Annotated in this window: 27 protein-coding genes and 2 tRNA genes; 2 read left to right on the forward strand and 27 right to left on the reverse strand. The window is 43.1% G+C overall.

The window, feature by feature from the left end; translation table 11 throughout:
* Window positions 1–353 precede the first annotated feature (353 nt).
* From gap to rsgA, 11 genes are all read right to left on the reverse strand, one after another.
* A complete protein-coding gene (gene gap, locus QM968_RS05685; protein ID WP_009731746.1) occupies window positions 354–1364 on the reverse strand; it encodes a type I glyceraldehyde-3-phosphate dehydrogenase in 1011 nt (336 codons plus the stop codon).
* A gap of 286 nt (window positions 1365–1650) precedes the next feature.
* Window positions 1651–3732, reverse strand: coding sequence for an elongation factor G (gene fusA, locus QM968_RS05690; protein ID WP_009731747.1), 2082 nt, complete (start codon window positions 3730–3732; stop codon window positions 1651–1653).
* A 267-nt stretch (window positions 3733–3999) separates the two neighbouring features.
* Window positions 4000–4470: a 30S ribosomal protein S7 gene (rpsG, locus tag QM968_RS05695; RefSeq protein WP_003003105.1), complete on the reverse strand. Its 471-nt coding sequence runs from the start codon at window positions 4468–4470 to the stop codon at window positions 4000–4002.
* A 19-nt stretch (window positions 4471–4489) separates the two neighbouring features.
* Window positions 4490–4903: a 30S ribosomal protein S12 gene (gene rpsL / locus QM968_RS05700; protein ID WP_001142332.1), complete on the reverse strand. Its 414-nt coding sequence runs from the start codon at window positions 4901–4903 to the stop codon at window positions 4490–4492.
* 204 nt (window positions 4904–5107) lie between these two features.
* A complete protein-coding gene (locus tag QM968_RS05705; RefSeq protein WP_414382898.1) occupies window positions 5108–5686 on the reverse strand; it encodes a hypothetical protein in 579 nt (192 codons plus the stop codon).
* 23 nt (window positions 5687–5709) lie between these two features.
* Window positions 5710–6525 carry a pur operon repressor gene (gene purR / locus QM968_RS05710; protein ID WP_037613949.1) on the reverse strand — a complete coding sequence of 272 codons (816 nt, stop codon included), beginning with the start codon at window positions 6523–6525 and terminating at the stop codon, window positions 5710–5712.
* Window positions 6526–6657: 132 nt separating this feature from the next.
* Window positions 6658–7605: a 3'-5' exoribonuclease YhaM family protein gene (locus QM968_RS05715; RefSeq protein ID WP_315377232.1), complete on the reverse strand. Its 948-nt coding sequence runs from the start codon at window positions 7603–7605 to the stop codon at window positions 6658–6660.
* On the reverse strand, window positions 7592–8842 hold the full coding sequence (locus tag QM968_RS05720; RefSeq protein WP_414382900.1) for a DNA recombination protein RmuC: 1251 nt from the start codon (window positions 8840–8842) through the stop codon (window positions 7592–7594). The genes QM968_RS05715 and QM968_RS05720 overlap by 14 nt, the downstream gene beginning before the upstream one ends.
* Before the next feature lies 1 nt (window position 8843).
* Entirely contained in the window at window positions 8844–9476 is a 633-nt protein-coding gene (locus QM968_RS05725) for a thiamine diphosphokinase (RefSeq protein WP_414382902.1), read from the reverse strand.
* Window positions 9469–10128: a ribulose-phosphate 3-epimerase gene (gene rpe, locus QM968_RS05730; protein ID WP_414382904.1), complete on the reverse strand. Its 660-nt coding sequence runs from the start codon at window positions 10126–10128 to the stop codon at window positions 9469–9471. Before rpe ends, QM968_RS05725 begins: the two co-directional genes overlap by 8 nt.
* Window positions 10129–10142: 14 nt before the next feature.
* Entirely contained in the window at window positions 10143–11021 is an 879-nt protein-coding gene (gene rsgA, locus QM968_RS05735) for a ribosome small subunit-dependent GTPase A (protein WP_414326417.1), read from the reverse strand.
* Between the two features lie 198 nt (window positions 11022–11219).
* Between rsgA and QM968_RS05740 the strand changes: the two genes are divergently transcribed.
* Window positions 11220–11302, forward strand: a tRNA-Leu gene (locus QM968_RS05740).
* A 4-nt stretch (window positions 11303–11306) separates the two neighbouring features.
* Window positions 11307–11395: transfer RNA gene (locus QM968_RS05745), tRNA-Ser, on the forward strand.
* 446 nt (window positions 11396–11841) lie between these two features.
* On the opposite strand, the gene rsmA is transcribed toward QM968_RS05745, so the two are convergent.
* From rsmA to gtfA, 16 genes are all read right to left on the reverse strand, one after another.
* Window positions 11842–12717, reverse strand: coding sequence for a 16S rRNA (adenine(1518)-N(6)/adenine(1519)-N(6))-dimethyltransferase RsmA (gene rsmA, locus QM968_RS05750; protein WP_061564432.1), 876 nt, complete (start codon window positions 12715–12717; stop codon window positions 11842–11844).
* 63 nt (window positions 12718–12780) lie between these two features.
* On the reverse strand, window positions 12781–13407 hold the full coding sequence (locus QM968_RS05755) for a DUF2185 domain-containing protein (protein ID WP_414382906.1): 627 nt from the start codon (window positions 13405–13407) through the stop codon (window positions 12781–12783).
* A 20-nt stretch (window positions 13408–13427) separates the two neighbouring features.
* On the reverse strand, window positions 13428–13988 hold the full coding sequence (gene rnmV, locus QM968_RS05760; RefSeq protein WP_414382976.1) for a ribonuclease M5: 561 nt from the start codon (window positions 13986–13988) through the stop codon (window positions 13428–13430).
* Window positions 13989–14005: 17 nt separating this feature from the next.
* A complete protein-coding gene (locus QM968_RS05765) occupies window positions 14006–14479 on the reverse strand; it encodes a hypothetical protein (protein ID WP_414382908.1) in 474 nt (157 codons plus the stop codon).
* A gap of 10 nt (window positions 14480–14489) precedes the next feature.
* Entirely contained in the window at window positions 14490–15272 is a 783-nt protein-coding gene (locus QM968_RS05770) for a TatD family hydrolase (RefSeq protein ID WP_414382910.1), read from the reverse strand.
* Between the two features lie 125 nt (window positions 15273–15397).
* Window positions 15398–15532, reverse strand: a complete 135-nt coding sequence (rpmH, locus tag QM968_RS05775; RefSeq protein ID WP_003003086.1) for a 50S ribosomal protein L34 — start codon at window positions 15530–15532, stop codon at window positions 15398–15400.
* Window positions 15533–15679: 147 nt separating this feature from the next.
* Window positions 15680–16309, reverse strand: coding sequence for an HI_0552 family protein (locus QM968_RS05780; RefSeq protein WP_414382912.1), 630 nt, complete (start codon window positions 16307–16309; stop codon window positions 15680–15682).
* A 76-nt stretch (window positions 16310–16385) separates the two neighbouring features.
* Entirely contained in the window at window positions 16386–17333 is a 948-nt protein-coding gene (gene jag, locus QM968_RS05785; protein WP_009731760.1) for an RNA-binding cell elongation regulator Jag/EloR, read from the reverse strand.
* 15 nt (window positions 17334–17348) lie between these two features.
* Complete coding sequence (locus QM968_RS05790) at window positions 17349–18164, reverse strand: YidC/Oxa1 family membrane protein insertase (protein ID WP_414382914.1); 816 nt, start codon at window positions 18162–18164, stop codon at window positions 17349–17351.
* Window position 18165: 1 nt separating this feature from the next.
* Entirely contained in the window at window positions 18166–18507 is a 342-nt protein-coding gene (gene rnpA / locus QM968_RS05795; protein ID WP_009731762.1) for a ribonuclease P protein component, read from the reverse strand.
* Window positions 18508–18585: 78 nt separating this feature from the next.
* Window positions 18586–19263 (reverse strand): lysostaphin resistance A-like protein, encoded by a 678-nt coding sequence (locus tag QM968_RS05800; RefSeq protein WP_414382916.1) that lies wholly within the window; start codon window positions 19261–19263, stop codon window positions 18586–18588.
* An 83-nt stretch (window positions 19264–19346) separates the two neighbouring features.
* On the reverse strand, window positions 19347–20240 hold the full coding sequence (locus QM968_RS05805; RefSeq protein WP_414326403.1) for a TDT family transporter: 894 nt from the start codon (window positions 20238–20240) through the stop codon (window positions 19347–19349).
* A gap of 393 nt (window positions 20241–20633) precedes the next feature.
* Window positions 20634–20858 carry an accessory Sec system protein Asp5 gene (asp5, locus tag QM968_RS05810; RefSeq protein WP_009731765.1) on the reverse strand — a complete coding sequence of 75 codons (225 nt, stop codon included), beginning with the start codon at window positions 20856–20858 and terminating at the stop codon, window positions 20634–20636.
* Between the two features lies 1 nt (window position 20859).
* Window positions 20860–21051 (reverse strand): accessory Sec system protein Asp4, encoded by a 192-nt coding sequence (gene asp4 / locus QM968_RS05815; protein ID WP_037613955.1) that lies wholly within the window; start codon window positions 21049–21051, stop codon window positions 20860–20862.
* A complete protein-coding gene (gene gtfB, locus QM968_RS05820) occupies window positions 21044–22399 on the reverse strand; it encodes an accessory Sec system glycosylation chaperone GtfB (protein WP_414382918.1) in 1356 nt (451 codons plus the stop codon). The genes asp4 and gtfB overlap by 8 nt, the downstream gene beginning before the upstream one ends.
* Complete coding sequence (gtfA, locus tag QM968_RS05825) at window positions 22383–23897, reverse strand: accessory Sec system glycosyltransferase GtfA (protein WP_414382920.1); 1515 nt, start codon at window positions 23895–23897, stop codon at window positions 22383–22385. The genes gtfB and gtfA overlap by 17 nt, the downstream gene beginning before the upstream one ends.
* Between the last annotated feature and the right edge of the window lie 8 nt (window positions 23898–23905).

Raw genomic sequence — 23905 nt, forward strand, 5'->3', positions numbered from 1 at the left:
TCAAACCTCTCTTGACAAGTACAGAAGAGGTCTTTATATTTTAGTCAGCACATCCAAAAGATCATCGCTAGAGTATACTTCTTTCTATCCAGGAACCTCCTTGTTAGAAGAATCCCTTCTCACCTTTTAGGAGCATGCTCTATACTTGTCTTTGTTGGAACTAGTTTTGAAACTCCCACCTTCAGCAGAGCAGGATACGCTCTGTAGAAGCACATTTCCTTCATCTGTATTGAAAAGCTCTAAGCAAGAATACGAAAATCTAATCGATTCCTCACTTTCAATTCATCTAGTCTTATGCCATAACTAAAAAAGAAAAAAAGAGGAGGGAACCCTCCTCTCTTCATACACATGAATTATTTAGCAATTTTTGCGAAGTATTCAAGAGTACGAACAAGTTGTGCAGTGTAAGACATTTCGTTGTCATACCATGAAACAACTTTAACCAATTGTTTACCGTCAACGTCAAGAACTTTAGTTTGAGTTGCGTCAAACAATGAACCGTAAGACATACCTACGATATCTGAAGATACGATTGGATCTTCAGTGTAGCCGTATGATTCGTTAGCTGCTGCTTTCATAGCTGCATTTACTTCATCAACAGTAACGTTCTTTTCAAGAACAGCTACCAATTCAGTAACTGAACCAGTTGGAGTTGGAACGCGTTGTGCAGATCCATCCAATTTACCGTTCAATTCAGGGATAACCAAACCGATTGCTTTAGCAGCACCAGTTGAGTTAGGAACGATGTTAGCAGCACCAGCGCGTGCACGACGAAGGTCACCACCACGGTGTGGTCCGTCAAGGATCATTTGGTCACCAGTGTAAGCGTGGATAGTAGTCATCAATCCTTCAACAACACCGAAGTTATCTTGAAGAGCTTTAGCCATTGGTGCCAAGCAGTTTGTAGTACATGAAGCACCTGAGATAACTGTTTCAGTACCATCAAGAACATCGTGGTTAGTGTTGAATACGACTGTTTTAACGTCATTTCCACCAGGAGCAGTGATAACAACTTTCTTAGCTCCACCTGCATGCAAGTGTTTTTCAGCAGCTTCTTTCTTAGCAAAGAAACCAGTTGCTTCAAGAACGATTTCTACACCGTCGTTAGCCCAGTCGATTTGTTCTGGATCACGTTCAGCAGAAACTTTAACGAATTTACCGTTAACTTCGAATCCACCTTCTTTAACTTCCACAGTACCGTCGAAACGACCTTGAGTTGTGTCATATTTCAACAAATGTGCAAGCATAACTGGATCTGTAAGGTCGTTGATGCGAGTAACTTCAACACCTTCTACGTTTTGGATACGACGGAAAGCAAGACGACCGATACGACCGAAACCGTTAATACCAACTTTAACTACCATTCGTGATTTCCTCCTTATGAAAATCAAAAAATTTTTTGTGAAAAAAGTAACTTGACACAGCGCCAAACATCTTTTAACAGTCTCTATTATATACTTTATTGCATTAAAAAGCAACTATTTCCCCAAGAAAAGCACGATTTATCGCAGAGTATATCCTATTTTATTAAAGTTTTTCACAAAGTTCTCGGTCATAGAAAAAATCTTATTTTCATCCTCAAACCTAATTTAATCTTTAAAAAAACAAAAGCCCTTCCCTAACTGGGAGGAGCTTTTGAGTTTAGATGAATTATGCTTCACCTTTAGCTTTTTTAATGATTTCTTCTTGTACTGATTTCGGTACATCTTCGTAGTGGTCAAATACCATCATGAAAGTACCACGTCCTTGAGTTGCAGAACGAAGGACAGTAGCGTAACCGAACATTTCAGCAAGTGGTACATAAGCGCGAACGATTTGGCTTGCACCGTGTGCTTCCATACCGTCAACACGTCCACGACGAGCAGTTACGTGACCCATAACGTCCCCAAGGTTTTCTTCAGGAACTGTGATGGTTACAAGCATCATTGGTTCAAGGATAGCTGGTTGTGCTGATTTAGCTGCTTCTTTAAGAGCAAGAGATGCAGCGATCTTGAAGGCAGTTTCAGATGAGTCGACATCGTGGTATGAACCATCATAAAGCTTCGCTTTCACGTCAACCATTGGGTAGCCAGCAAGGACACCGTTTGCCATAGATTCTTGAAGTCCTTTTTCTACTGCAGGGATGAATTCACGTGGAACCACACCACCGACGATAGCATTTTCGAACTCGAATCCTTTACCTTCTTCGTTTGGAGTAAATTCGATCCAAACATCACCAAACTGACCTTTACCACCAGATTGACGTTTGAAGAATCCACGTGCTTGTGTAGAAGCGCGGAATGTTTCACGGTAAGATACTTGAGGAGCACCAACGTTTGCTTCAACCTTGAATTCACGTTTCATACGGTCAACAAGGACATCCAAGTGCAACTCACCCATACCAGAGATAACTGTTTCACCAGTTTCAGGGTTTGTTTCAACTCGGAATGTTGGATCTTCTTCAGCCAATTTTTGAAGGGCAATACCCATCTTATCTTGGTCTGCTTTAGATTTAGGCTCAACCATCAATTGGATAACTGGTTCTGGAACTTCGATTGACTCAAGGATAACTTTTGCTTTCTCATCAGTCAATGAGTCACCAGTTGTAGTATCTTTCAAACCAACAGCTGCAGCGATATCTCCAGAGTAAACTGTTTCGATTTCCATACGAGTGTTGGCGTGCATTTGAAGGATACGTCCGATACGTTCACGTTTACCTTTTGTAGTGTTCAATACGTAAGAACCTGAGTTCAAGACACCTGAGTAAACACGGAAGAATGTCAAACGACCTACGAATGGGTCTGTCATGATCTTGAAGGCAAGCGCTGCAAATGGCTCTTCGTCAGATGCTGGACGTTCCACTTGTTCGTCTGTATCTGGGTCGATACCTTTAATCGCTGGGATATCAAGTGGGCTTGGAAGGTAGTCAAGGACTGCATCCAACATCAATTGAACCCCTTTGTTCTTGAAGGCTGAACCACACAATACTGGGAAGAATTCAACGTTGATAGTTGCTTTACGGATACCAGCTTTCAATTCTTCATTTGTGATTTCTTCACCTTCAAGGTATTTCATCATCAAATCTTCATCAGTTTCAGCAACTGCTTCGATCAATTTTTCACGGTATTCTTGAGCTTGTTCAAGGTATTCAGCTGGAATATCTTCTTCAAGAATATCAGTACCAAGGTCGTTGGTGTAGATTTCAGCTTTCATCTTGATCAAGTCGATGATTCCACGGAAGTCATCTTCTGAACCGATTGGCAATTGAATTGGGTGAGCATTTGCTTGAAGACGGTCATGAAGAGTGCTTACTGAGTAAAGGAAGTCAGCACCGATTTTATCCATCTTGTTGGCGAATACGATACGAGGAACTCCGTATTCAGTTGCTTGACGCCAAACTGTTTCTGTTTGAGGCTCAACACCTGATTGTGAGTCAAGAACGGTTACAGCACCGTCCAAAACACGGAGTGAACGTTGTACTTCGATAGTGAAGTCCACGTGTCCTGGTGTGTCGATGATGTTTACACGAGTGTCTTTCCATTGAGCTGTTGTCGCAGCAGATGTGATCGTGATCCCACGTTCTTGCTCTTGCTCCATCCAGTCCATTTGTGACGCACCTTCGTGAGTTTCACCGATTTTATGAATCTTACCAGTGTAGTAAAGGATACGCTCAGTTGTAGTTGTTTTACCAGCATCGACGTGAGCCATGATACCGATATTACGAGTTTTTTCAAGTGAAAATTCGCGAGCCATGAGGTTTTGTTCTCCTATATTTTTTATTTCTATACTATTATAACATGATTTAACAAAAACGGATAGGCAGGACCTACCCGTTCTCATTGTTTTCATGATTTGTTGGTTTCAACTCGTTGGTGAGTTGAATAGAAGCTAAGAGCTGACCGAGCTAAATTGAACCCGGGCTAAAAGCTCGGAAAATAGATAAGCTTTCCTAGAAACTTTAATTCTGCGTCAAGCTTCCTAATTTTCAGTCGCTTTTTTAACGCCCTTAGTATCTTAATCTTACCAACGGAAGTGTGCGAAGGCACGGTTAGCTTCAGCCATACGGTGAGTGTCTTCACGTTTCTTAACTGCTGCACCAGTGTTGTTCGCTGCATCCAAGATTTCTTTTGCAAGGCGATCAACCATTGTGTGTTCACCACGTTGACGAGCGATGGTTACCAACCAACGAAGTCCAAGTGTTGTACGACGTTCTGGACGAACTTCAACTGGGACTTGGTAGTTAGAACCACCGACACGGCGAGCACGTACTTCAAGTACAGGCATGATGTTTTCCATAGCTGTTTCGAATACTTCAAGAGCATCGTTTCCAGTAGCTTCTTTAATTTGTTCGAAAGCTCCGTAAACGATTGAAGCAGCTGTACCACGTTTACCATCAAGCATAACGCGGTTGATAAGACGAGTAACTAATTGTGAATTGTAAAGCGGATCTGGCAATACATCGCGCTTTGGAGCTCTATTTTTACGACTCATTTCTCTTTATCCCCTTTCCTTATGCTTTTGGACGTTTCGTACCGTATTTAGAACGGCCTTGTTTACGATCGTTAACACCTGCAGTATCAAGTGCACCACGGACGATATGGTAACGTACCCCTGGAAGGTCTTTTACACGTCCACCACGAAGAAGAACCACGCTGTGTTCTTGCAAGTTGTGTCCGATACCTGGGATGTAGGCAGTAACTTCGATCAAGTTGCTCAAACGTACACGAGCGAATTTACGAAGGGCAGAGTTCGGTTTTTTAGGTGTCATTGTTCCAACACGAGTTGCAACACCACGTTTTTGTGGTGAAGAAACGTTTGTTTGAACTTTTTTATGACTGTTGTAACCAACGTTCAAAGCTGGTGATTTAGATTTTTCTACTTTTGATTTACGCGGTTTGCGAACCAATTGGTTAATTGTAGGCATCTACATTCTCCTGTGATTTTTTTATTTTTGGTGATGATACACTTGGTGACAGCTACCATCTGTGTGTACTTTTGCAACATTTGTCAGCACGTCCCTGTACACTCTTGAGAGACCAAAAGTAAAAAGTACCGTCTATTATTATAACATGACGGCACTTTGATTGCAAGATATTTTTTTATTTTTTCAAGAAGTTAGGAAGGTTGATTATTGTCCTGTTTCAACTACTTCTTCTACCCCAGCATCTGCAACTGGTGCATACTGTGGTTGTGGTTGTATTGGGACTGTCGCATTGCTTACACCCGATTCTACGTTCGCATTGACATTTGCGTTCGCATTTGAATTCACATTGGCACTTGCATTAGCATCCGTTTGATTTTGCTGTGTAGTTGCTGCATCGCTTGTATAGGTAAGACCATAATAGTTCGCGATGTACTGGATACGAGCCTCAAGTGATTGCTTTTGAGTCGAATCTTTTACTTTCTTCACAGCAGTCTGGGCAGCATTTACAGACTCCTGACTTGGAGCCGTTTCCATTTGAACGACTGCTTTTTCTGCCGCTTCGATATTTTTCTTATCTTCCTTCTTTTCCTTTTCTTCCTTTGTTTCTTTTTTCACTGGAAGGGAACCTGTTTTTTTAGCAGGTTGGATCTCTGTCGTCACTTGGGCTGCTGTGTTCTTTTTGACTGTATACAAACCAGCGACTAAAATAAAGGATAGAGACAGAACTGTCACCAAGCGAATCCACAAAGGGCTATTATCAAATCGATCTAAAATTCTTTTCACTTTTTGATCCTCCTTTGTTCTTCTTAATCAAAGATATTCCCAATTTCGACGTTCAATTTGTTTTCTTTCACATCGATCTTGGTCACGCGCAATAAGGATTTGTGCTCAAAGAATTCACGGTCGGTTGAAGCATTATCCGCAAAGACTGCCACTCCTGCTAATTCAGAATCGAATTCAGACAAGAGGCTGACCATTCCGTTAATCGTTCCACCACCTTTTAGGAAGTCATCAACAATCAAGACCCGACTTCCTGCTTTTAGGCTACGTTTTGAAAGGAACATTTTTTCAATACGATCTCCACTGGAACCTGATACATAGTTGACACTGACGGTTGATCCTTCTGTGATTTTCAAGTCACGACGAACAATAACAAATGGAACATTCAAGACATTTGCAACTGCATTGGCTAGGGGAACCCCTTTAGTCGCAACAGTCATAACAGCATCGATCTTCTTATTACGGAAGGCTTTGGCAATGATGCGACCGATGCTATTTAAAATCTTTGGATTGCTCAATAGATCGGATAAATAAATGTAGCCACCTGGAAGAATACGATCACTTTCAGACAGCTGTTTACATAAATCTTCAACGATTTCTTTAGATTCCTCATCGGAGATAGACGGTGTAAAGACAACTCCTCCTCCAGCTCCTGTAATGGTTTCAATATTTCCGATCTCCATCTCTTCAAAAGCCCGTTTGATAATCACGATATCTTCTGAAATAGAGGATTTAGCCGACTCGTACTTTTCCGCAAAAGTATTGAGACTCGTTAATTCATAAGGATGATTGATCAAGTAATTAGAAATTACGACCATCCGTTCACTTCTTCTTAATTTCATTTTCTCACCATGTAGTTTTTTCTACCATTATACCATAAGAAGCGAAAAAAACGAACATTCTGATTTACAGAAGGCCGTTTTTCCCTAATTTTTTTCTTTTTTTTGGAATCATTTCCGTATTTATCTCTATTTTTACTGATCGATATTCGGTTTATAGAAAGATCGGTTTTCCATAGCGAAGATTTTATTTGTCATCTCGCCAGGTCCAATTAAGCCAAGAGCTGTCGTCATCATCATCATTTCTGCATCCAAATTATCGATCATATGAATAATCTCTGCTTCCATGATCTTGGGGCGAACAGGGCTACCGTATTCGAGCAAGCCATGGTGACTCAAGATCACATGGCGAAGGACAATCACTTCTTCTTTTTGGTCATCAATTTTTAAGTCTTGTAAGACCTTGGTGATTTCTTCATCGATCAGCGCAATATGGCCAATGAGGTTGCCTCGAACAGTGTATTCTGTATTTTCAGGTCCCGTCAACTCGATCACTTTGGCCAAATCGTGTAACATAATCCCCGCAAAGAGCAAGCTCTTATTCAACTGAGGATAAATATCACCGATACTATCTGCCAAGCGGACCATGGTCGCCGTATGATAAGCAAGGCCTGCTTCAAAGGCATGGTGGTTGGTCTTGGCAGCTGGATAGCTATAAAACTCTTTCTCATATTTTCCATAGAGGGCACGGACAATCCGTTGCCAGACTGGATTTTCAATTTTGAAAATCATGTTTGACAGGTATTCATGCAATTCCTTAGGATCTACTGGTGGTTTTTCCTTGAAGTCTGCAGGATTGTTGGGTTCTCCTGCTTGTGGCAATCGCATGTTCAATTGATTGACCTGCGGAGTATTATTGTAGACTTCTCTGCGCCCAGACATGTGGACCACACGACCTGCTGTGAAGCTCTCCACATTATGGGGCTGAGCATCCCACAGTTTTCCTTCAATCGTGCCGGTCTCGTCCTGAAAGACGAAGGCTAAGTAATTCTTACCGGCGCGCGTCTGACGCACTTCTGCTGACTTGATCAAATAGAATCCTTCAAACAGCTCATCTTTTTTCATTTGGCTAATTTTGACCATCATCTTCTCCATCTTCTATGTATATATCTAGTCCCAGCAGGTCCTCATCACTTTCGATTTGGCGGAGCGTCCGCTCGATGGCACTGGTCCGTCTGGTTAGTAAATCATCAATATTATTGGAAGCATTCTTTAAATGCCGTTGGGTCTTGGCGAGAACACCTCCAAATTTATGGAATTCTGATTTGACAGATCCCAGTACTTTACTGATATCATCTGCACTCTTTCGAATATTAAGCGTCTTAAAGCCAACAGACAAGGAGTTCAAAAGGGCAGATAGGGTGCTTGGACCAGCCACTAAAATTTGTTCTTCCCGACGCAAACGATCGAAAAATTCAGGATTTCGAACCACCTCTGAATAGAGTCCTTCAGTCGGTAAAAAGAGAATCCCGAAATTGGTCGTCGCTGGTGGAAAGAGGTATTTTTGTTGGATATCTTTGGCAAAACGCTTGATACTAGCCAAAAGAGCCTTGCGGTAACGCTCGATCTCCTCTTTTTGCCCTGACTCATACGCCTCTTCCAGACGATAGTAGTCTTCCAATGGGAACTTAGAGTCAATCGGTAGATAGACTGGCTCCTCTCCTTGTCCCGGAAGCTTGATGGCATATTCCACGCGCTCACTGGACTGAGGAACTGTGATAAATTCCCGCTCATACTGGGTTGGCGTCAAGATATCTTCAATGATTTGGCCCAGTTGCAATTCGCCCATGATTCCACGAGTCTTAGTGTTGGAGAGAACTTTATTGAGGGTTCCAACATCCCGTGCAACTGACTGCATTTCTCCCAGCCCTTTGTTGACCGATTCCAACTGTTTCGAAACGGTCTCAAAGGAGGTCTGCAAACGGTGCTGCAAGGTTTTCTCCAATTTTTCTTCAACCGTTTGGCGCATCTGCTCTAGCCTCACTTCGTTGGACTCTTGAATCTGGCGCATGCGCTCATCTGTCTTGTCCCGATTTTTGGTAAAGTGCTCGTTCATCTCAGCGCGCAGGGCTGTCGTTTGCTGGTGGATCTCCACCCGCATCTCGGTCAAGCGATCTGTCAGGGCAATCTCTAACTGCTGGTTGGCAATTTGACTCGCCTGTCTTTCTTTTTCAAAACGATAGTCTAACTGGTCTGACAAATGATCTTCATGGTCTTCTAACATCTCTCGTAGATCGGGTTGTGTAGCATCTGATCGTTGGAAAAGATAGATGAGAAGTCCCAGATTAAGCAGGCCAATCAGAAGCAAAATGATATTCATATTAACCTCTGTCTTTACTATAAACAATGACAAGATAGCCCCGATCAAGACTCACTTGAATTGCTTGATCCAAAAACTCATTGGAACCATACATAGCCTTCAAAAAATAATTCTCTGCATGGAGCGGATACTTGGCCCCTGTGATCTCTAAACGACCTTCTCCAACAGGCATAAAACCAACATAGGTCATGGTTGGATCTGGCTGGATCTCATGAGAGCCCGCTGGTCTGAAAACTAAGCGATTTTGCTCATCGACTAATTGAATCTGCTCCATATAGGGAGCTAGGTCTGGATCGGTCGGCAAAAAGATATTAGACAAGAAGTGATCCAAGCGACCACCAAAAGCACCGTAAACTGTGACTGCAGCATCTGGATAGTCTTCAAAGACTGTTTTCAAGGCCAATTCCAAATCCGTATCGTTCTTTTCAGGGACGGATTGAACAACTTGCTTGGCTTGGACCTGGATCTTGCGCAAATCAACCTCAGAGACGGAATCGAAATCCCCTACAGCTATATCTAAAGACAAACCTTGTTCCAGTAGCTTCAAACAGCCCCCGTCAACACCGAGGTAAATATCTTGATTTTTTGGCAAGAGAGAGGAATCTCCACCTGCCACTACGACAATCTTAACCATTGATGGCATCTCGGAGGATTTGCACCCGCTCATTGACATCGCCATTAAAGACATAAGAGCCCGCTACAAAGACATTAGCCCCGGCTTCTTTTGCTTGGGAAATACTTTGGCCATCAATTCCGCCATCGACTTCGATATCAAAGTCTAAGCCTTTCTCTTCACGAAGAGCCGCTAATTCGCGCACCTTGTCCATTGTTTCTGGAAGAAAGGCTTGGCCACCGAATCCTGGATTAACGGTCATGACCAAGACTTGATCCACCAAGTTCAAGACGTGTTTGATACTGTCTACAGGAGTTCCTGGATTAATCACAACACTAGCTTTCACACCGGCTTGACGAATTTTTTGAAGAGCTCCGTGGATATGAGGAGTCGCTTCCACATGAATGCTGATGATATCCGCACCTGCACGGGCAAATTCTTCGATATGGTGTTCGGGATTGGTCACCATCAAGTGGCAATCAAAGACCAACTTGCTATGCGGACGCATACTCTCTACTACTCCAGCCCCAAAGCTAATATTTGGCACAAAATGACCATCCATGACATCGATATGAGCATAGTCAGCTCCAGCTGCTTCTAAGCGTTTCAACTCACTTTCAAAATTGGCATAATCTGCACTCAAAATTGAGGGTGCTATTTTCATTGTTTTCATTCTTCTATTGTCTCCTATTTTGGCATTTTTTTAGAAACCTTTTTGTAGGTTTCGCGACGGTTTTCAATCTCACTTAGAAATTGCAAGTAATTTTCAAAACGAAAAGTCGCAATCTCTGCTGCTTCAACAGCTGGTTTCACTGCACAAGCAGGCTCATGCGTATGAGTACAGGTACGAAACTTACAAGAGTGGCTCACATCTGAAATCTCTGGAAAAGCTTGATTTAAATCTTCACTGGTTGTCACTTCATAATCAAGGGATGAAAAACCAGGGGTGTCTGCAATCTTGCCACCATTTAGATAGTAAAAGCTGACAGCTCGGGTTGTATGTCGACCGCGGCCTAAACTATCTGAGATTTCACCCGTTTCAAGTTCTAAATCCGGAGCGATTTTATTGAGCAAGGTTGATTTTCCGACACCGGTCTGTCCCATAAAGACAGTGGTTTTATCTGTCAAAAGTGGCAAGAGTTCCTCAATCGACAAGACAAAGTCATAGCCAATAGCCTGGTAGATTCCTTGGTAATAGTGAATAGGCTCCAGATTTTCTAGCAAGTCTAGTTTGGAAATATAGACAATGGGATGAATTCCCTTATGCTCCAAAAGGACCAGGAAACGGTCTAAAAGATTGGCGTTGAAATCCGGCTCCTTAGCTGACATGATGACTACTGCCTGATCAATATTGACAATCGGAGGACGCACGAGGCTATTTTTTCGAGGCGCAATGCTCAAGATGTATCCTTCTGAATTCTCTTCAGCTGAAAACTCCACCTGATCCCCCACATAAGGAGTCTGTCCTTTTTTCCTAAAATTTCCACGAGCCCGTGTCTGGTAAATGTGACCGTCTGACTCTACATAGTAGAAGCCAGCCAAGGCCTTGACGATTGTTCCTTGCAAATCGCACTCCTTTGAGATTAATACTATCTATTATACCAAAAAATGAGAAATAAGGCTGGATTGCTTGATAAGAAAATCTGCCAGCATTTCCCGTAACAGGTTGTAGTCTCATATTGTTTATGGTTTTCCTGTTAGGGACTTTAATGTGATTCCTTTTTTTCTTTGGTATTTTTCCTAAAAAGTGTATAATAGAACTATGCGGAGGTGGTGGAACGGCAGACACGCATGCTTCAGGCGCATGTGCCCCTTCGGGCGTGAGGGTTCAAATCCCTTTCTCCGCATCTTGGAAAGGTGGCCCAGCTTGGTACGGCACCGGACTCGAAATCCGGCAAGTGGATTTTCTTCACGCGCGGGTTCAAATCCCGTCCTTTCCTTACGATACAAATAAGAGAGTGAGACAGAAATCGGTAATTCGTTAGAATTCGATTTCGTCGTCCCACCTCCGCACAGTTGAGTAGGGCTGTAAAAGCTGATGAAATCAGCGTAGTAGAGCCCACTCAACCACTGCGTCTTGCTCGACAATCCAAAAATAGTTGAGAGGCTAGGACTTTTGTCCCAGCCTCTTATTACTTATAAAACTTCTTTGAGACTTTCCTTAGGTGAGTACGGGCGTTAGCGAACTTCTCCGAAGTTCCATAACTAATTTTTGAGCCTTAAGTCTCAAAAATTCCGAGAGCCTAAACTACCTTTTATTTAGGCTCTTTTCTCACAGCGGAAAGTCTCAATTTATACCCGATATCATTCGAAAACACATAAAAATATAGTACTTCATAACACACTTAGGACTGAGAAAGAAGATTACGAACCTATGTCTTTTCTATTATTTTATTCCTGCTTCTAGAAGACCATCAGCTAGACGGGCGAAGTCTTCTAGGCTAAGGGCTTCTCCTCGTACAGAAGGTTGCAGGCCTGCAGCTTGGATTCCTGCTTCCAGTATGGCTTTGATTTCTTCGGTCTTGCCAAAGCGACTGGTCAAGTTGTTCCAAAGAGTCTTGCGACGGTGGACAAAGCTAGCCTTGCTGACAGAGAAGAAGAAATCTTCATCCTTGACTGCCACTGCTGGTTCCGGGCGACGCACCATCTTGAGGATGGCAGAATCGACGTTTGGCGCTGGCACAAAGACGGTGCGAGGCACGATAAAGGCTACCTTAGCGGTCATATAGTATTGGACTGCAATGGACAAAGACCCGTAAGCCTTGGTATTAGGTTCGGCTGAAATACGGTCTGCCACCTCTTTTTGCATCATAACCACAAATTCTTGGAAAGGAATCTTGGATTCGATCAAGTGCATAAGGATGGGAGTCGTGATGTAGTAAGGAAGATTAGCCACTACCTTGATCGGAAGCTCTGGATTTTTGAACTCTGCGATGTACTGGTTGAGGTCTACCTTGAGGATGTCTTGGTTGACAACTGTGACATTATCAAAATCCCGCAAGGTATCCGCTAAGATAGGAACCAAGCGGTCATCAATCTCAAAGGCCATGACTTCTGCGGCATTTTCTGCCAAAAACTCCGTCAAAGCTCCAATTCCGGGACCGATTTCAATGACATTGACTTGCTTATCAATCTCAGCAGTATCCACAATCTTTTGAAGGATGTTGGTATCGGTCAAGAAGTTTTGACCGAAGGATTTTTTAAAGGTGAAGCCATGGCGTTCAAGGACTGCCTTGGTCACGCTATAATCTGCAATTCTCATTTTTTCTCTTTTCTAATCCGTTTAGTGTGAGATATACTATCTCTTTTTTCTCCGAAGGCTAATCTAACAGTCTTCTACAAAGGCATTTTGCTCCGCTTGGTAGACATAAGCTTCCCCATTATTATCTAAGACAGTCTCCAACAAGGGCTCCATTTCCAAGGCGTCTTCAAGACTGATGATGGTAATCTTAGACGGATCGTCCAAGTCTTCCTGGGACTCATAACCTGTAAAGAACTGCCAACCACTATCTTGTGGATGATGAGGTACATCGTGAATCGCCCAATTAATCTCACGTCGTAGGAAGCAATCCTTGGTAATCATGGCTCCTTTTTGTGTATCAAGATTCAGCGGAGGAACCATCAGGCTTGCAATATGTTCCCGTGCAAAATCCAGCTCATCTCCAAGCTGGATGGAAGTAATATAAGCGGGTTGATTGGTTAAACGTCCTTTGAACTTCCCATCGTGGATTTCAGTGAGTTCGACCCACATACGCTCTGCTCGACACCCATTCTCCAAGACTGTATCTAGCACAAAGATGAGGCGAACCTGGTCCCCAAGTTTCAATTGGTTGATTTCTTCTTGGCTCGGAATCAAAAAATGTCGCGGGTTCTTTTGGTGCTCTGCTTGAACATTCTCCAAAGAAAAGCCTATCTCTTTTTTCTTATCTTTAAATAGGTCGAACAATCCCATCTTCTACCTCTATCTCTTTTTTAATAACTGGCCATCGTTTCTTCGACTTGCGCCAAACAAATTCCAAACAACTCCAAGCGTTTGAGCAATTGCTTGCCATTACAGTAGCCGATACGCAAGGCTTCGCCTAGATATTCCCGTCGTTTGCGACTGTCACTGCCCATCAACAGACCAAGACGCATCAGGTCAGTCTTGGTAATATCGAAAAAATACTCATCTTCATAGGAGCCCACTAGTCCAGATAGGGCCTTTTCTAAGTCTTCAAAGCTGGCATGCTCCACTCCCAAGGAACGCCCCTTGGTTTTGGATTTTGGTACTGCTTCGCCACGATTTAAAAAGGCATGCTTGGCTTGCGGAATTTCTTGCATGATAATCTTACGAATGCGCTCCCCATTGTAATCCGGATCCGTAAAGACAATGACTCCACGCAACTCTTGCAAGATAGCAATTCGTTCTAGGTCATCCTGGTCAATCGCAGAGCCTCGGGTTTCATAAGTATCTACTTCATAAAACCGACGGAGATTGGCTGTGTCGTCCTTACCTTCAACGACGATGACTTGAGGGATTTTTATTCTATTTATCACTATTGTCCTCCAATTCAATCATAACCTGACAAAGTTAAAAGAACGATTTCCTCTGGAAATACCAACAAGCGAACACTGCCAGTCACGGCACCCGATTCTAAAAATAATAATTCTCCATTTTTTTCTTTTAAAGAATAAATAAGCGGTCGTTTTTCTTTAATTTTTTGGCATAATTTCTGAAATCTTACCTCTAATTCAGGATCATTGTTTATTAAATATTTGAAAAAATTCAGCAAGCTTTTTTCTGCGATTAGATTATCATCATAGCTGATTTCTCCTAATTCATTTAAAAGCTGGATTGTATCTGGCAGATTTTTCAAACTATATCCAAGGATTTCAAAAGTGAGAGGAGAAATCAAAATCTCACATACATTCATTTCTTGTAGTAAGTTATTGAAAGCAATAGTTGATGTTTTATTAATCCTTGCCAGCATATCTTCGGAAATACCTCTAAAATAATATATATCATTATTTTGTATATCAGACAATCGTTCACTCCTATTCATCCATGTTTCTCAGACCAAACAAATTTCTCGCATTGGCATAGGTAGCTTGAGCTACTTCTTCACTAGTCATTCCACGAAGCTCTGCAATAAAGTCTACGACATAACGGGTGTAGGCTGTTTTATTTTCTCGGCCTCGCTTAGGAACTGGAGCTAAATAAGGAGCATCTGTTTCGACCAAGATTTTGTCCAAAGGTAACTCTTTGGCTGCCTCCTGAGTGTCTGTCGCTTTTTTAAAGGTTACCACTCCCGAAAAAGAGATCATCATTCCCAGATCCATGAAGCCTTTAGCGTCCTCCAAAGTCCCTGAGAAAGAATGCATGATCCCACCGCGTGGACCCACTCCTTCACTCTTGATAATGGCATAAGTGTCTTCTAGTGCATCACGGGTGTGAACCACAAAAGGTAAGTCCAGTTCCTTAGACAGCTGAATCTGACGACGGAAAACCTTTTCTTGAATGTCTTTTGGTGCCGTCATCCAGTGGTAGTCCAGACCAATTTCTCCTAGAGCAACGACTTTTGGATGTTTCAACTGTTCCAGTAGATAGGCCTCTACCTCAGGACTATAATCGGCCGCCTCAGTGGGATGCCACCCAAGCGTCAGATAGAGTTCTGGGTACTGGTCTGCCAATTCTAATGCTCGCTCAATGGTCGGTTTGTCAAAACCAACGATATTGTGAGCTACAACCCCCATTTCCTTGGCTAAGTCGAGTTCTTCTTGTTCTTTTCCTGCGAATTCTTCCACATTGAGATGGGTGTGGGTATCAAAAATCTGCATGATCTTCCTTTTCTTCCGATTTTTTCTTCTTTCTATTATAGCAGAAAGCGCCTCTAAATTCACTTTCGGACAAAACAAAAACCAGTAGTCTCGAGTTTCTACTGGTTTTTAGTTTTTTATCTGAATTACGCAGCCAAAACTTTGCGTCCTTTACGACGACGAGCTGCCAATACGCGACGGCCATTTTTAGTTGCCATACGGTGACGGAAACCATGTTTGCGCGCACGACGAAGTTTACTTGGTTGATAAGTACGTTTCACGATGAATACCTCCTCATAGATTTTGTATTCGTTTAGCCGGCTAGTTGTGATCAGTTACTAAACATACTTTACTATTCTATCTGATTCGACTCTATTTGTCAATAGCTATGGCAAAAATGTTGCAAATATAGGCTAGACAAGACTTGCCTATCCTTGACGCGTCGCTAGATAATAGGGTTCTAGTGCTGTCATCGCGCTCTGGAGTTGATCCAAGACATCTTCGATAGATCCTACCTCAACTAAGGGAATGTCGTATTTGACCAGAACCTTGCGAACTACTCCATCTGCTACTGCTTGGAGAAGAGAGAGGCGATTCTTTTCTATTCCTTCGATCCTTCGACTCTCTCCATTTTCTTGAGCAAGATAATAGACTGGCTGAGAAATGGGAAGGGTGAGAACCTTGTGTTGCTTTTGAAGGCTCTGCTCATCTTTTTTTCGCTCGATAAAGCTCACCTCTAAGGAAACACCAAAATCAGCTGCATCTCCATAGAGCCTCAAGGCATACATGGGCTCTGCCAGAGTCCCTTCTCCTTTTAAATAGGCCCAAAAATGAGGCCTTAGGACCTGTGCCTGGTTCATCCACTGGCTGGTTCGCTCCTGCTCTAAGTAAGAATACCGTTTTTGAAAGGCTGATACTAAATCCGTAAATTCCTTACGAGCCGCCTGTCCCATTGCGCGGTACCGTTCCATCTCTTGGGCTAACACTCCTGCCTTTTCTGGTGACTGGTATTTGATTCCTTGAAGCTTTAAAAACTCTCGAATCGCTGCAAATGCCATCTGTTTCCTTTCTACTCCTAACAAAAAGAGAGAGCGGTTCTATCCCGTCCCTCTCTCATGGGCAATAATAGCTAGATTATCCTTCGATGTCCACAACTACATAGCGGTTTGGTTCTTCCCCTTCAGAATAGCTAGTGACCCCTTCCATCTTGGAGACAATTCGGTGAATGATTTTACGTTCACTATTGGACATTGGATCGGTCTGTTGGGCTTGGCCATCCTCGAGGGCCCGTGTTGCTAACTTCTGAGCATAGCTTTGGAGAACTTCTGCACGATGCTCTACATAGTCATTGACATTAATGGTAATGTAAAAATTCTTTGAGTAGCGGTTATAGAGATAGTTTTGTGCCAAGAGTTGAAGAGCTTTCAAGACTTTACCATGGTAACCAATCACGCGCCCTGGCTCATTGGTATCGATCTGCATATTGACCGTACGACGGTTATGGCTACTTGAAAGCGTTGCATCGACATCCATCTCATCAACAACAGTTTGAACATAAGCAGTTACATCTGTAACAACTTCTTCGATGTCGTAGTTTTCTTCTACTTCAATACCAAGATTTGAGAAATCAGACTCGTTTGCTTCTTTTGCGACTGGTTCTTTAACCTTCTCAAGAATATGTTCATGCCCTTTTTCTTCCAGAACGGTGTCTGCTTCTTTATCATGTTTGAGGATTTCTGTCTTGATTTCTTCAGAGACAACTTCTCCTTCTTCTTCGACCTTTTTGATCGCTGCAACGACACGTCCTAAATCAACTGTTGCTTCACTTACGGTCTTAACCGGTTCGTTCTGCGCGTTAATTTCTTCTGGTACACCCTTTACAGCTTGTTGATTGGCTTTGACAACTGTTGTTTCTGCAATCGGTTCAATCTCTACTTGGGCTGGTTTTTTACCAAATAAGCCAAGAAAACCTTTCTTCTCACGAGCCACAACCGTAATATGTGCCTTCATACGGGGAATATCTAATTCGTTCAAGCCATTTTGGATAGCTTCTTCTACAGTTGCTCCGGTATATAGGACCATATGTCCACCTCTTTCTTATTTTCTTTTTTTCTGTGCTTTCTTTAAGGCACGACGTTTTTGTTTTTCTATTTCTCGAGTAGCTTGCTCTTTTGCTTCACGCTCTGCGATAATCTTGAATGGGTTGTTCAAGAGATAGGTTTGTCCGACTTGGTAAGCATTTGAAGTCACCCAGTATAGAGCAACCCCGCTGGCTGAGAACAAGGCGAAGAAGAAAATCATCACAGGCATCACATACATCATGGTTGTCGCACTCCCGTTACGCTCTGGCAGGGCTTTATTGGTCAACCAACTGCTGAAAAATGTGAAGAGGGCAGCAAGAAGAGGCAAGATATAAGTCGGGTCAATCGCTCCAAGGTCCAACCAAAGGAAGTGACCGACTTTAAGGAATTCCACACGGCTCAGCGCTTGGAATAGGGCCATCAAGACCGGCATCTGGATCAAGAGAGGAAGGAAGGCTGAAGATGTTTTGACACCTTTTTCCTTATAAAGGGCCCGCATCTCTTCAGAAAGCTTGGTCCGACTATCTAGATCCTTGCCAGGATACTTGGCTTGCAATTCCTTGAGTAAGGGTTGAATTTCCTGCATCTTGCGGGTTGAATTCATTTGATACTGGAAGAGAGGCAAGAGGACCGTCCGAATGACAATGGTAAAGACAATAATCCCAACACCGATACTGCCACCAAACGACAAGAAGCGGATGGCTTCTGCAAAGAAGTAGACGAAGCGTTCCCAACCACCTGTCGATTCGGCTGTCACTTGAGAGGTCCCACAAGCTGTCAAGACCATTAAGGCCGCTCCTAATAATCCAATTAACTTCAGTTTCTTTTTCACATTATTCCCTTTCTTGGTAGACATGCGCTAATTTTAAGACATGTACGAGATTTTTCTCTACTTGATGGAAGTCGAGCTCCTCCACTCCTTTACGAGCAATGACGACAAAATCATCGGTCGTAAGGCAGGCTTGGTGTTTGATTAAAACATGGCGAATCAAACGTTTGATGCGATTTCTAGTCACAGCATTTCCCAGTTTCTTACTAACAGACAGGCCGACTCGAAAATGCGGTTGGTCTTTGCTCAGACGGTAAATAACGAATTTCCGATTGGCAACATTTTGACCACTTTTAAAAATAGCATTAAAATCTTTGTCACGTTTGACGCGGTAGCTTTTTTTCAAACCTCCACTCCCTCTATTAAATTTATTCTATTATACCACATTTTCAAAAAAAACCAATCTCCCTTAGGAAATCGGTTGCTACTGGAATACGGATAAAAGCAATGGCAAGGTATAATAGAGATTGAGCAAGATATGGCCTAAAAGCGGAGAAAGAAGCGCCTTGCTCCGATAATAAAGAGTCCCAAAAATAAAACTCGGCAAGAGATAAATCATAAAAGCTCCTAGCGAAAAAGGATGATGGACAAAATGTAGCCCACTGTAGATGAGGGCAGGGAGCCAAATCTCTGCATAGATGGGCCAACCTTTAAAATAGGCATTTACCAAGGCCCCACGAAAGATCAGCTCTTCTGTCACAGGCCGGATAACGACCATCGCGACCACTAGGATGACCACCCCTGTCGGGCTGATTTCTCGAGGAAAGAGACTCAAAACGGCTGCACGCCCCTGAACAAAACCACTGATAAAGTAGTCCAACCAATAGACCAAACAAGCCGCAAAGATAGCTTCCAGCAAGGATTGAAGCGAGTTCTTCCCCCATGAAAACTGGGACTTCTTGGAAAAACGGTAGACCAAAAATCCTGTAAAAACTGCATAGATGGTCTCCAAGCCAAATAAGGTCCAATAATAACTATTTGCGCTCGCTAAGCTATTAGAGACATATTGGGCCAAGGGACGAAATTGGGGCCGGATATAAAAATAAAACAAGAGGAGAAAGAGGGGGTAAAGCAGAGAGAGCTTTTCTTTAATAAATTTCATAGATACCTTTCCTAGAGCATGACAGATCGTATAGTGCATCTTACCATAATCATAACAAGGTTTCAACGAAAAAGGATGCCGTCCTAGTCTCTAAGATAAACCACATATCCCCCCAATACAGCGACTAAAATCAAGAGACATAGAAGAGTTTCCATCCATACAAGACCTGTCAAAAAAGGAATCTGTAGCAGACCTTGAGCCATTTTCAGAGAGGTCGCTGTGATAACGGTTGGAAAGGTAAGAGCTGAAAAAGCAGGTTGAAAACCTTCTTTAATCATTCTTGGCAGGCGCGTCAAAACAAAGAAATAAAACCCTTGCGAGGCAACCACCATGATCAGTAAGAGCCAGGTAGGAAGGCTTGCTCCACCCACACGAACCAGGGCTGCTAAAAGAAGAGAAAAGGGAGCACAATAGATACCTTCTTGTCCCAATAAGTGGCTCGGTAAGGGATTGCTTTTCAAATCCTGATAGATAAGCGGGTACAGACACAAGGTCAAAATAAAGCCAAACCCCAGGGTAAGATAGGCTAGCTCCATCACTCCTACCACCGGATAGGTCAAGGCAGCCACTGCAATACCCACATAGAGAACCGTCCAACTCGGAGTAGCTTTGGCCCTTGGTCGCGCCATGACATGGGTCTTAGTAAAATAGAGAATCAGACACAGATCCAAAAGGAAAGCGAACCACCATACCAACTGAGATAGACCTGTAAAGCTAGGAAAGAGACGAAAAAGATAGGTCGATAAAATCATCCCGGCCATGGGAAAAGTGGCCATCCCAGATAAAAGAGTGGCTTGTTGGAGTTCTATCTTGCTTTCTTGCCAGCGAATCACATGATAAACTAAAAAGAAAAACCAGAGCAATAAACCTGTTAGACTGAAGGCATGACCCAGAAGGGGTAGCGAGTCTGCAAGAAGGTTTCCAGCACCACCCAAACCTAACAGACAACCTGAAAATACTAAAGGAATCTTTTTCATCTTGATCTCCCATCATTTTGTCGCTTTCAGTATACCATAAAGGAGAGGGATGCATGATAAAAAAGAAGTTGGAGAATACCAACTTCTTTTAGAATGTAATCTACCTGTTTCTTACATAATACAACCTAAATGATACTTAAAAATTTAAAAAGATATCAACTATTAGGCTCACTTAGACATCTACTGAAACTTTCCGACGTGAGATAAGTGCTAGAAACATTCTTGTTTCTAGCACTCGGGAGTTTTGGAACCTTAGGTCCAAAACTAAGTCATGGAACTTCCTCGAAGTTCGCTGACGTCCGTACTCACCTAAGGAAAGTTTATAAGATGACTCTATCTACAATTTGAAAGAAGTTGGAGAATACCAACTTCTTTTATCCATTCTATTAGAAACTAGGCCTGTACGACCATCATATAAAGAAACAAGGATAAGAGAAAGACGATACTAACAACCAGGGTCGCTAACTTAAGCCCTCGGTGGGAGCGCCAATAGCTTGGTTTTCCTAAGTTACTGGTTGCATCTGTTGACAAGGACTGTTGTTGACGCGGTTGCAGCGTAATGAGGACTACTAGCGCCAACGATAGGAACGCGACGACAATCGCAAATACCATTTCCATATTAGGATCCTCCCAACACTCTCAAGAGGGTAAAAATAACTCCCAGCAAAATGACCAAACCAATGACCACATTAAAGATGACATTGATTTTTTCAGAACGCGTCGTCTTTTCTTTCTCGGCTGGACGGCGTTTAAGAGACTCCATCCGGCCTTCTACTTCTTTGTAAAATAAATCTTTCTTACGATCACTCACTGTGTCCACCTATCCCTTCTTGCAAGCGAGCTTTGAAATCAGCTGGCTCGATGCTACTTGATTGGGCAATTTGTTGTGCCACTGCTTCTCGATAGCTATCAACTGATTGGTAGATTTCCTTGATACGGGCTACCATATCTGCTTCTTTTCCTTGGTCAAAGATATTAGCTTGCGCTAGGAAGTGGCGATCATGCAGAGTGTGACTAAAGGCAAGAATAACTTGCTGGTGTTCAAAGGCCTTGCGGACAATTCCTTGCACTTCTGCATAGTGATTGATATCTAGATAAATACTAGAAACCTTGAGCAATTCTTTGATCCGTTCTTGGCTGATGTTTTGATACAAGACCACATTTGGATAGCGGACCATGGACAAGAGACTCGCAGACATCTCTGTCAAAGCCGCTACACGGAAGGTCACATTCGGCAAGTTTTCTACTAGGTAGGTCAAGGCTTCGATCTGATCCGAGTTAGTCAAGACAAATGCATCTTTGCGGATATCATCTTTCACCTTGAAGTCATACAGGTAGCCAAGAGGAGCAAAGTAGGCATGCTGGTCTTGTGAGGTCAACTGCAATGCGCGATGGTAGGTTGCATTTTGTGGAATCAAGATCTTCTTGGTCCGGATTTCTGGGCTATTTAGAATCAACTGCATGTTGCCTGGAAGACTATCATGAAGAGGTTCTTGCCATACCAAGACGTCGCGCCCTTTGATCCCTTTATTGCCCAACTGAAGACTAATGCTAAAGGAGGTGGCAAGGGTATTGTAGACCAATCCATCCAAATCAAAACCACGATGCTCTAGATAAAAGACAAAATATTCTAAACGATTCTTGAAAATTCGCATAGGTTGATGGTCCAAGGTCAAGATCAAATCCCCTGTTTGGTGATTCTCTGTCAAGCGCTCGATATCCCCTTCAAAATAAGTGGTTACCAATTGCTGGCCTTGATCGCCACAGGTTGTCACGGCAATCTTACGACCGTATTGGTCATAGCGCTCGATCATGACCACTTGCCCCTTGTCATCCAACCACTCCAGGCGCTCAACGATGCGTTTATAGGAAGCAGCATGGTAAGCAATCCGAGCCTTTTCTTGACCATAGTAGGTCACTTTTCCCGAACTGTTATCCCCAGAAACTTCCCAGAAATCAGGCACTGGTACTTCATTAAAGTAGCGACCGCGCTTCTCCCCTTTTGGTTGACCCAAGAAATAGATGAATGGCGATTCAACACCGTCAGACAGGAAACCGTTTGGCTCTAAAACAACAGTCGGATGGTTAAAGCCAGACTCTCTCATAGAGTGGAGCAAGTCTTGGCTTTCACGAGAATAGCTATCAAATACGTTCAGCATGTGTCACCTCTTCTATCAATTGTGCCCAAGCTTCTTCTACTCGGCTGGTCAAAAAGTCCTCTGCACGCGCATAAGATGCTTGACGCATGCTGGCTAGGTCATCTTTTTTGTAAAGCTGGATGATTTTTTCAGCAAAGGCAGAAGCGATATGGTCTACTACTTGGTCTGCTGATGGTGGAATGAGATAGCCATTTTTCCCTTCTGTGACAAAGGTTTGGTTGCCATAAGGAACATCAAAACCGATAATCGGAAGTCCAGAACCAATCGCCTCCATCAAGGTCAACCCAAAGCCTTCGCTGGTTGACGCTGACAGGTATACTTCATAATTCTTATAAATTTCCTCTAGATTGGCATGCCCTTTGAGGTGGATATAGTCTGCCGCCCCCAATTCATCAATCAGAGAACGCAATTTGCCTTCTTCTCCACCTTTTCCATAGATGTCAAAGGACAGCTCTGGCAATTCTTTTTTGGCACGAACCACTGCTCGCACCAACCAGTCAATATGCTTTTCAGTCGCCAAACGAGAGGCTGTGATGATAGAAAATGGGGTGCGCTTCTCGTTTTGCGGCAAGCTTGCAAGACTACCAACTGGAATGGTATAGATGGCCGGCTGATGGTTGGTGTATTTGGCAAACTGCTCGGCCAAGATTTCTTTTTGGCGGTCGGTCGCAACAATAAAGAAGTCCACCTTGTCTGCATTGGTAAATTGGTACTCGTAGTAGTTGTTCCACAGGATATACTGATCGTCGACATTATTGGCACTGAAGTGCTCTGCATGAACGACCACACCCAGGCGGGCCTTTTGCGCTTCTTCAAAGATAGGCTGACCGATGTTGGTTTCCCGATCCAAAATCACCAGATCTTGTTTGGTCAATTGAAGAGTTTGCATGAAGTAGCGGATCAATTCTTGGCGACCAACCAGATAGCGATCTGGGAAACGATAAACCTCTCGGCCATCTGCCATCTGCATGCTGTAGGCAACCGTCCCGTCTTCGTTGTAAAAACGGCGCTCAATCAAGTTAGCTTGGTTGTTCTTAGGAATGAAATACTCTGTACAATAGCGGGTATAGGAGAAATAATCCTTTCTCACCAAGATTCCTCTAGACACATACTCGCAGCGTTCGACATAGGGACTGTTTTCAGACCGCAAGTAGCAGGTCAAAAAATTGTCCTGGTCCTCATAAAAGAAGCGCTTGATCTTGCCGTCGACTTCTTCACGAGTCGGTTTCCCGGCAAATCCTGCTAAGACCTGATCAATGGTATAGGTGGTTGGTGCAATCTTAATATCTGTAAAATGGCTGTAGAGCCAGATGATTTCATCATTTTTAAAACCGATATTTTCTGTCAAATGCTGGATATTATCGGCTAGAATCATATCCATAAAAACAAATTTAGCTGGTTGATGGATATTGCGTAACAACTGGGCCCGGTAGGCTTGGGCGTACTCAACACCACTACTGGCCCAACCGATTCCAAGGTTGATATTGTATACTGTCATAATGTCCT

Source organism: Streptococcus sp. OMI870 (genome assembly GCF_047460295.1).
Taxonomy (GTDB): Bacteria; Bacillota; Bacilli; order Lactobacillales; family Streptococcaceae; genus Streptococcus.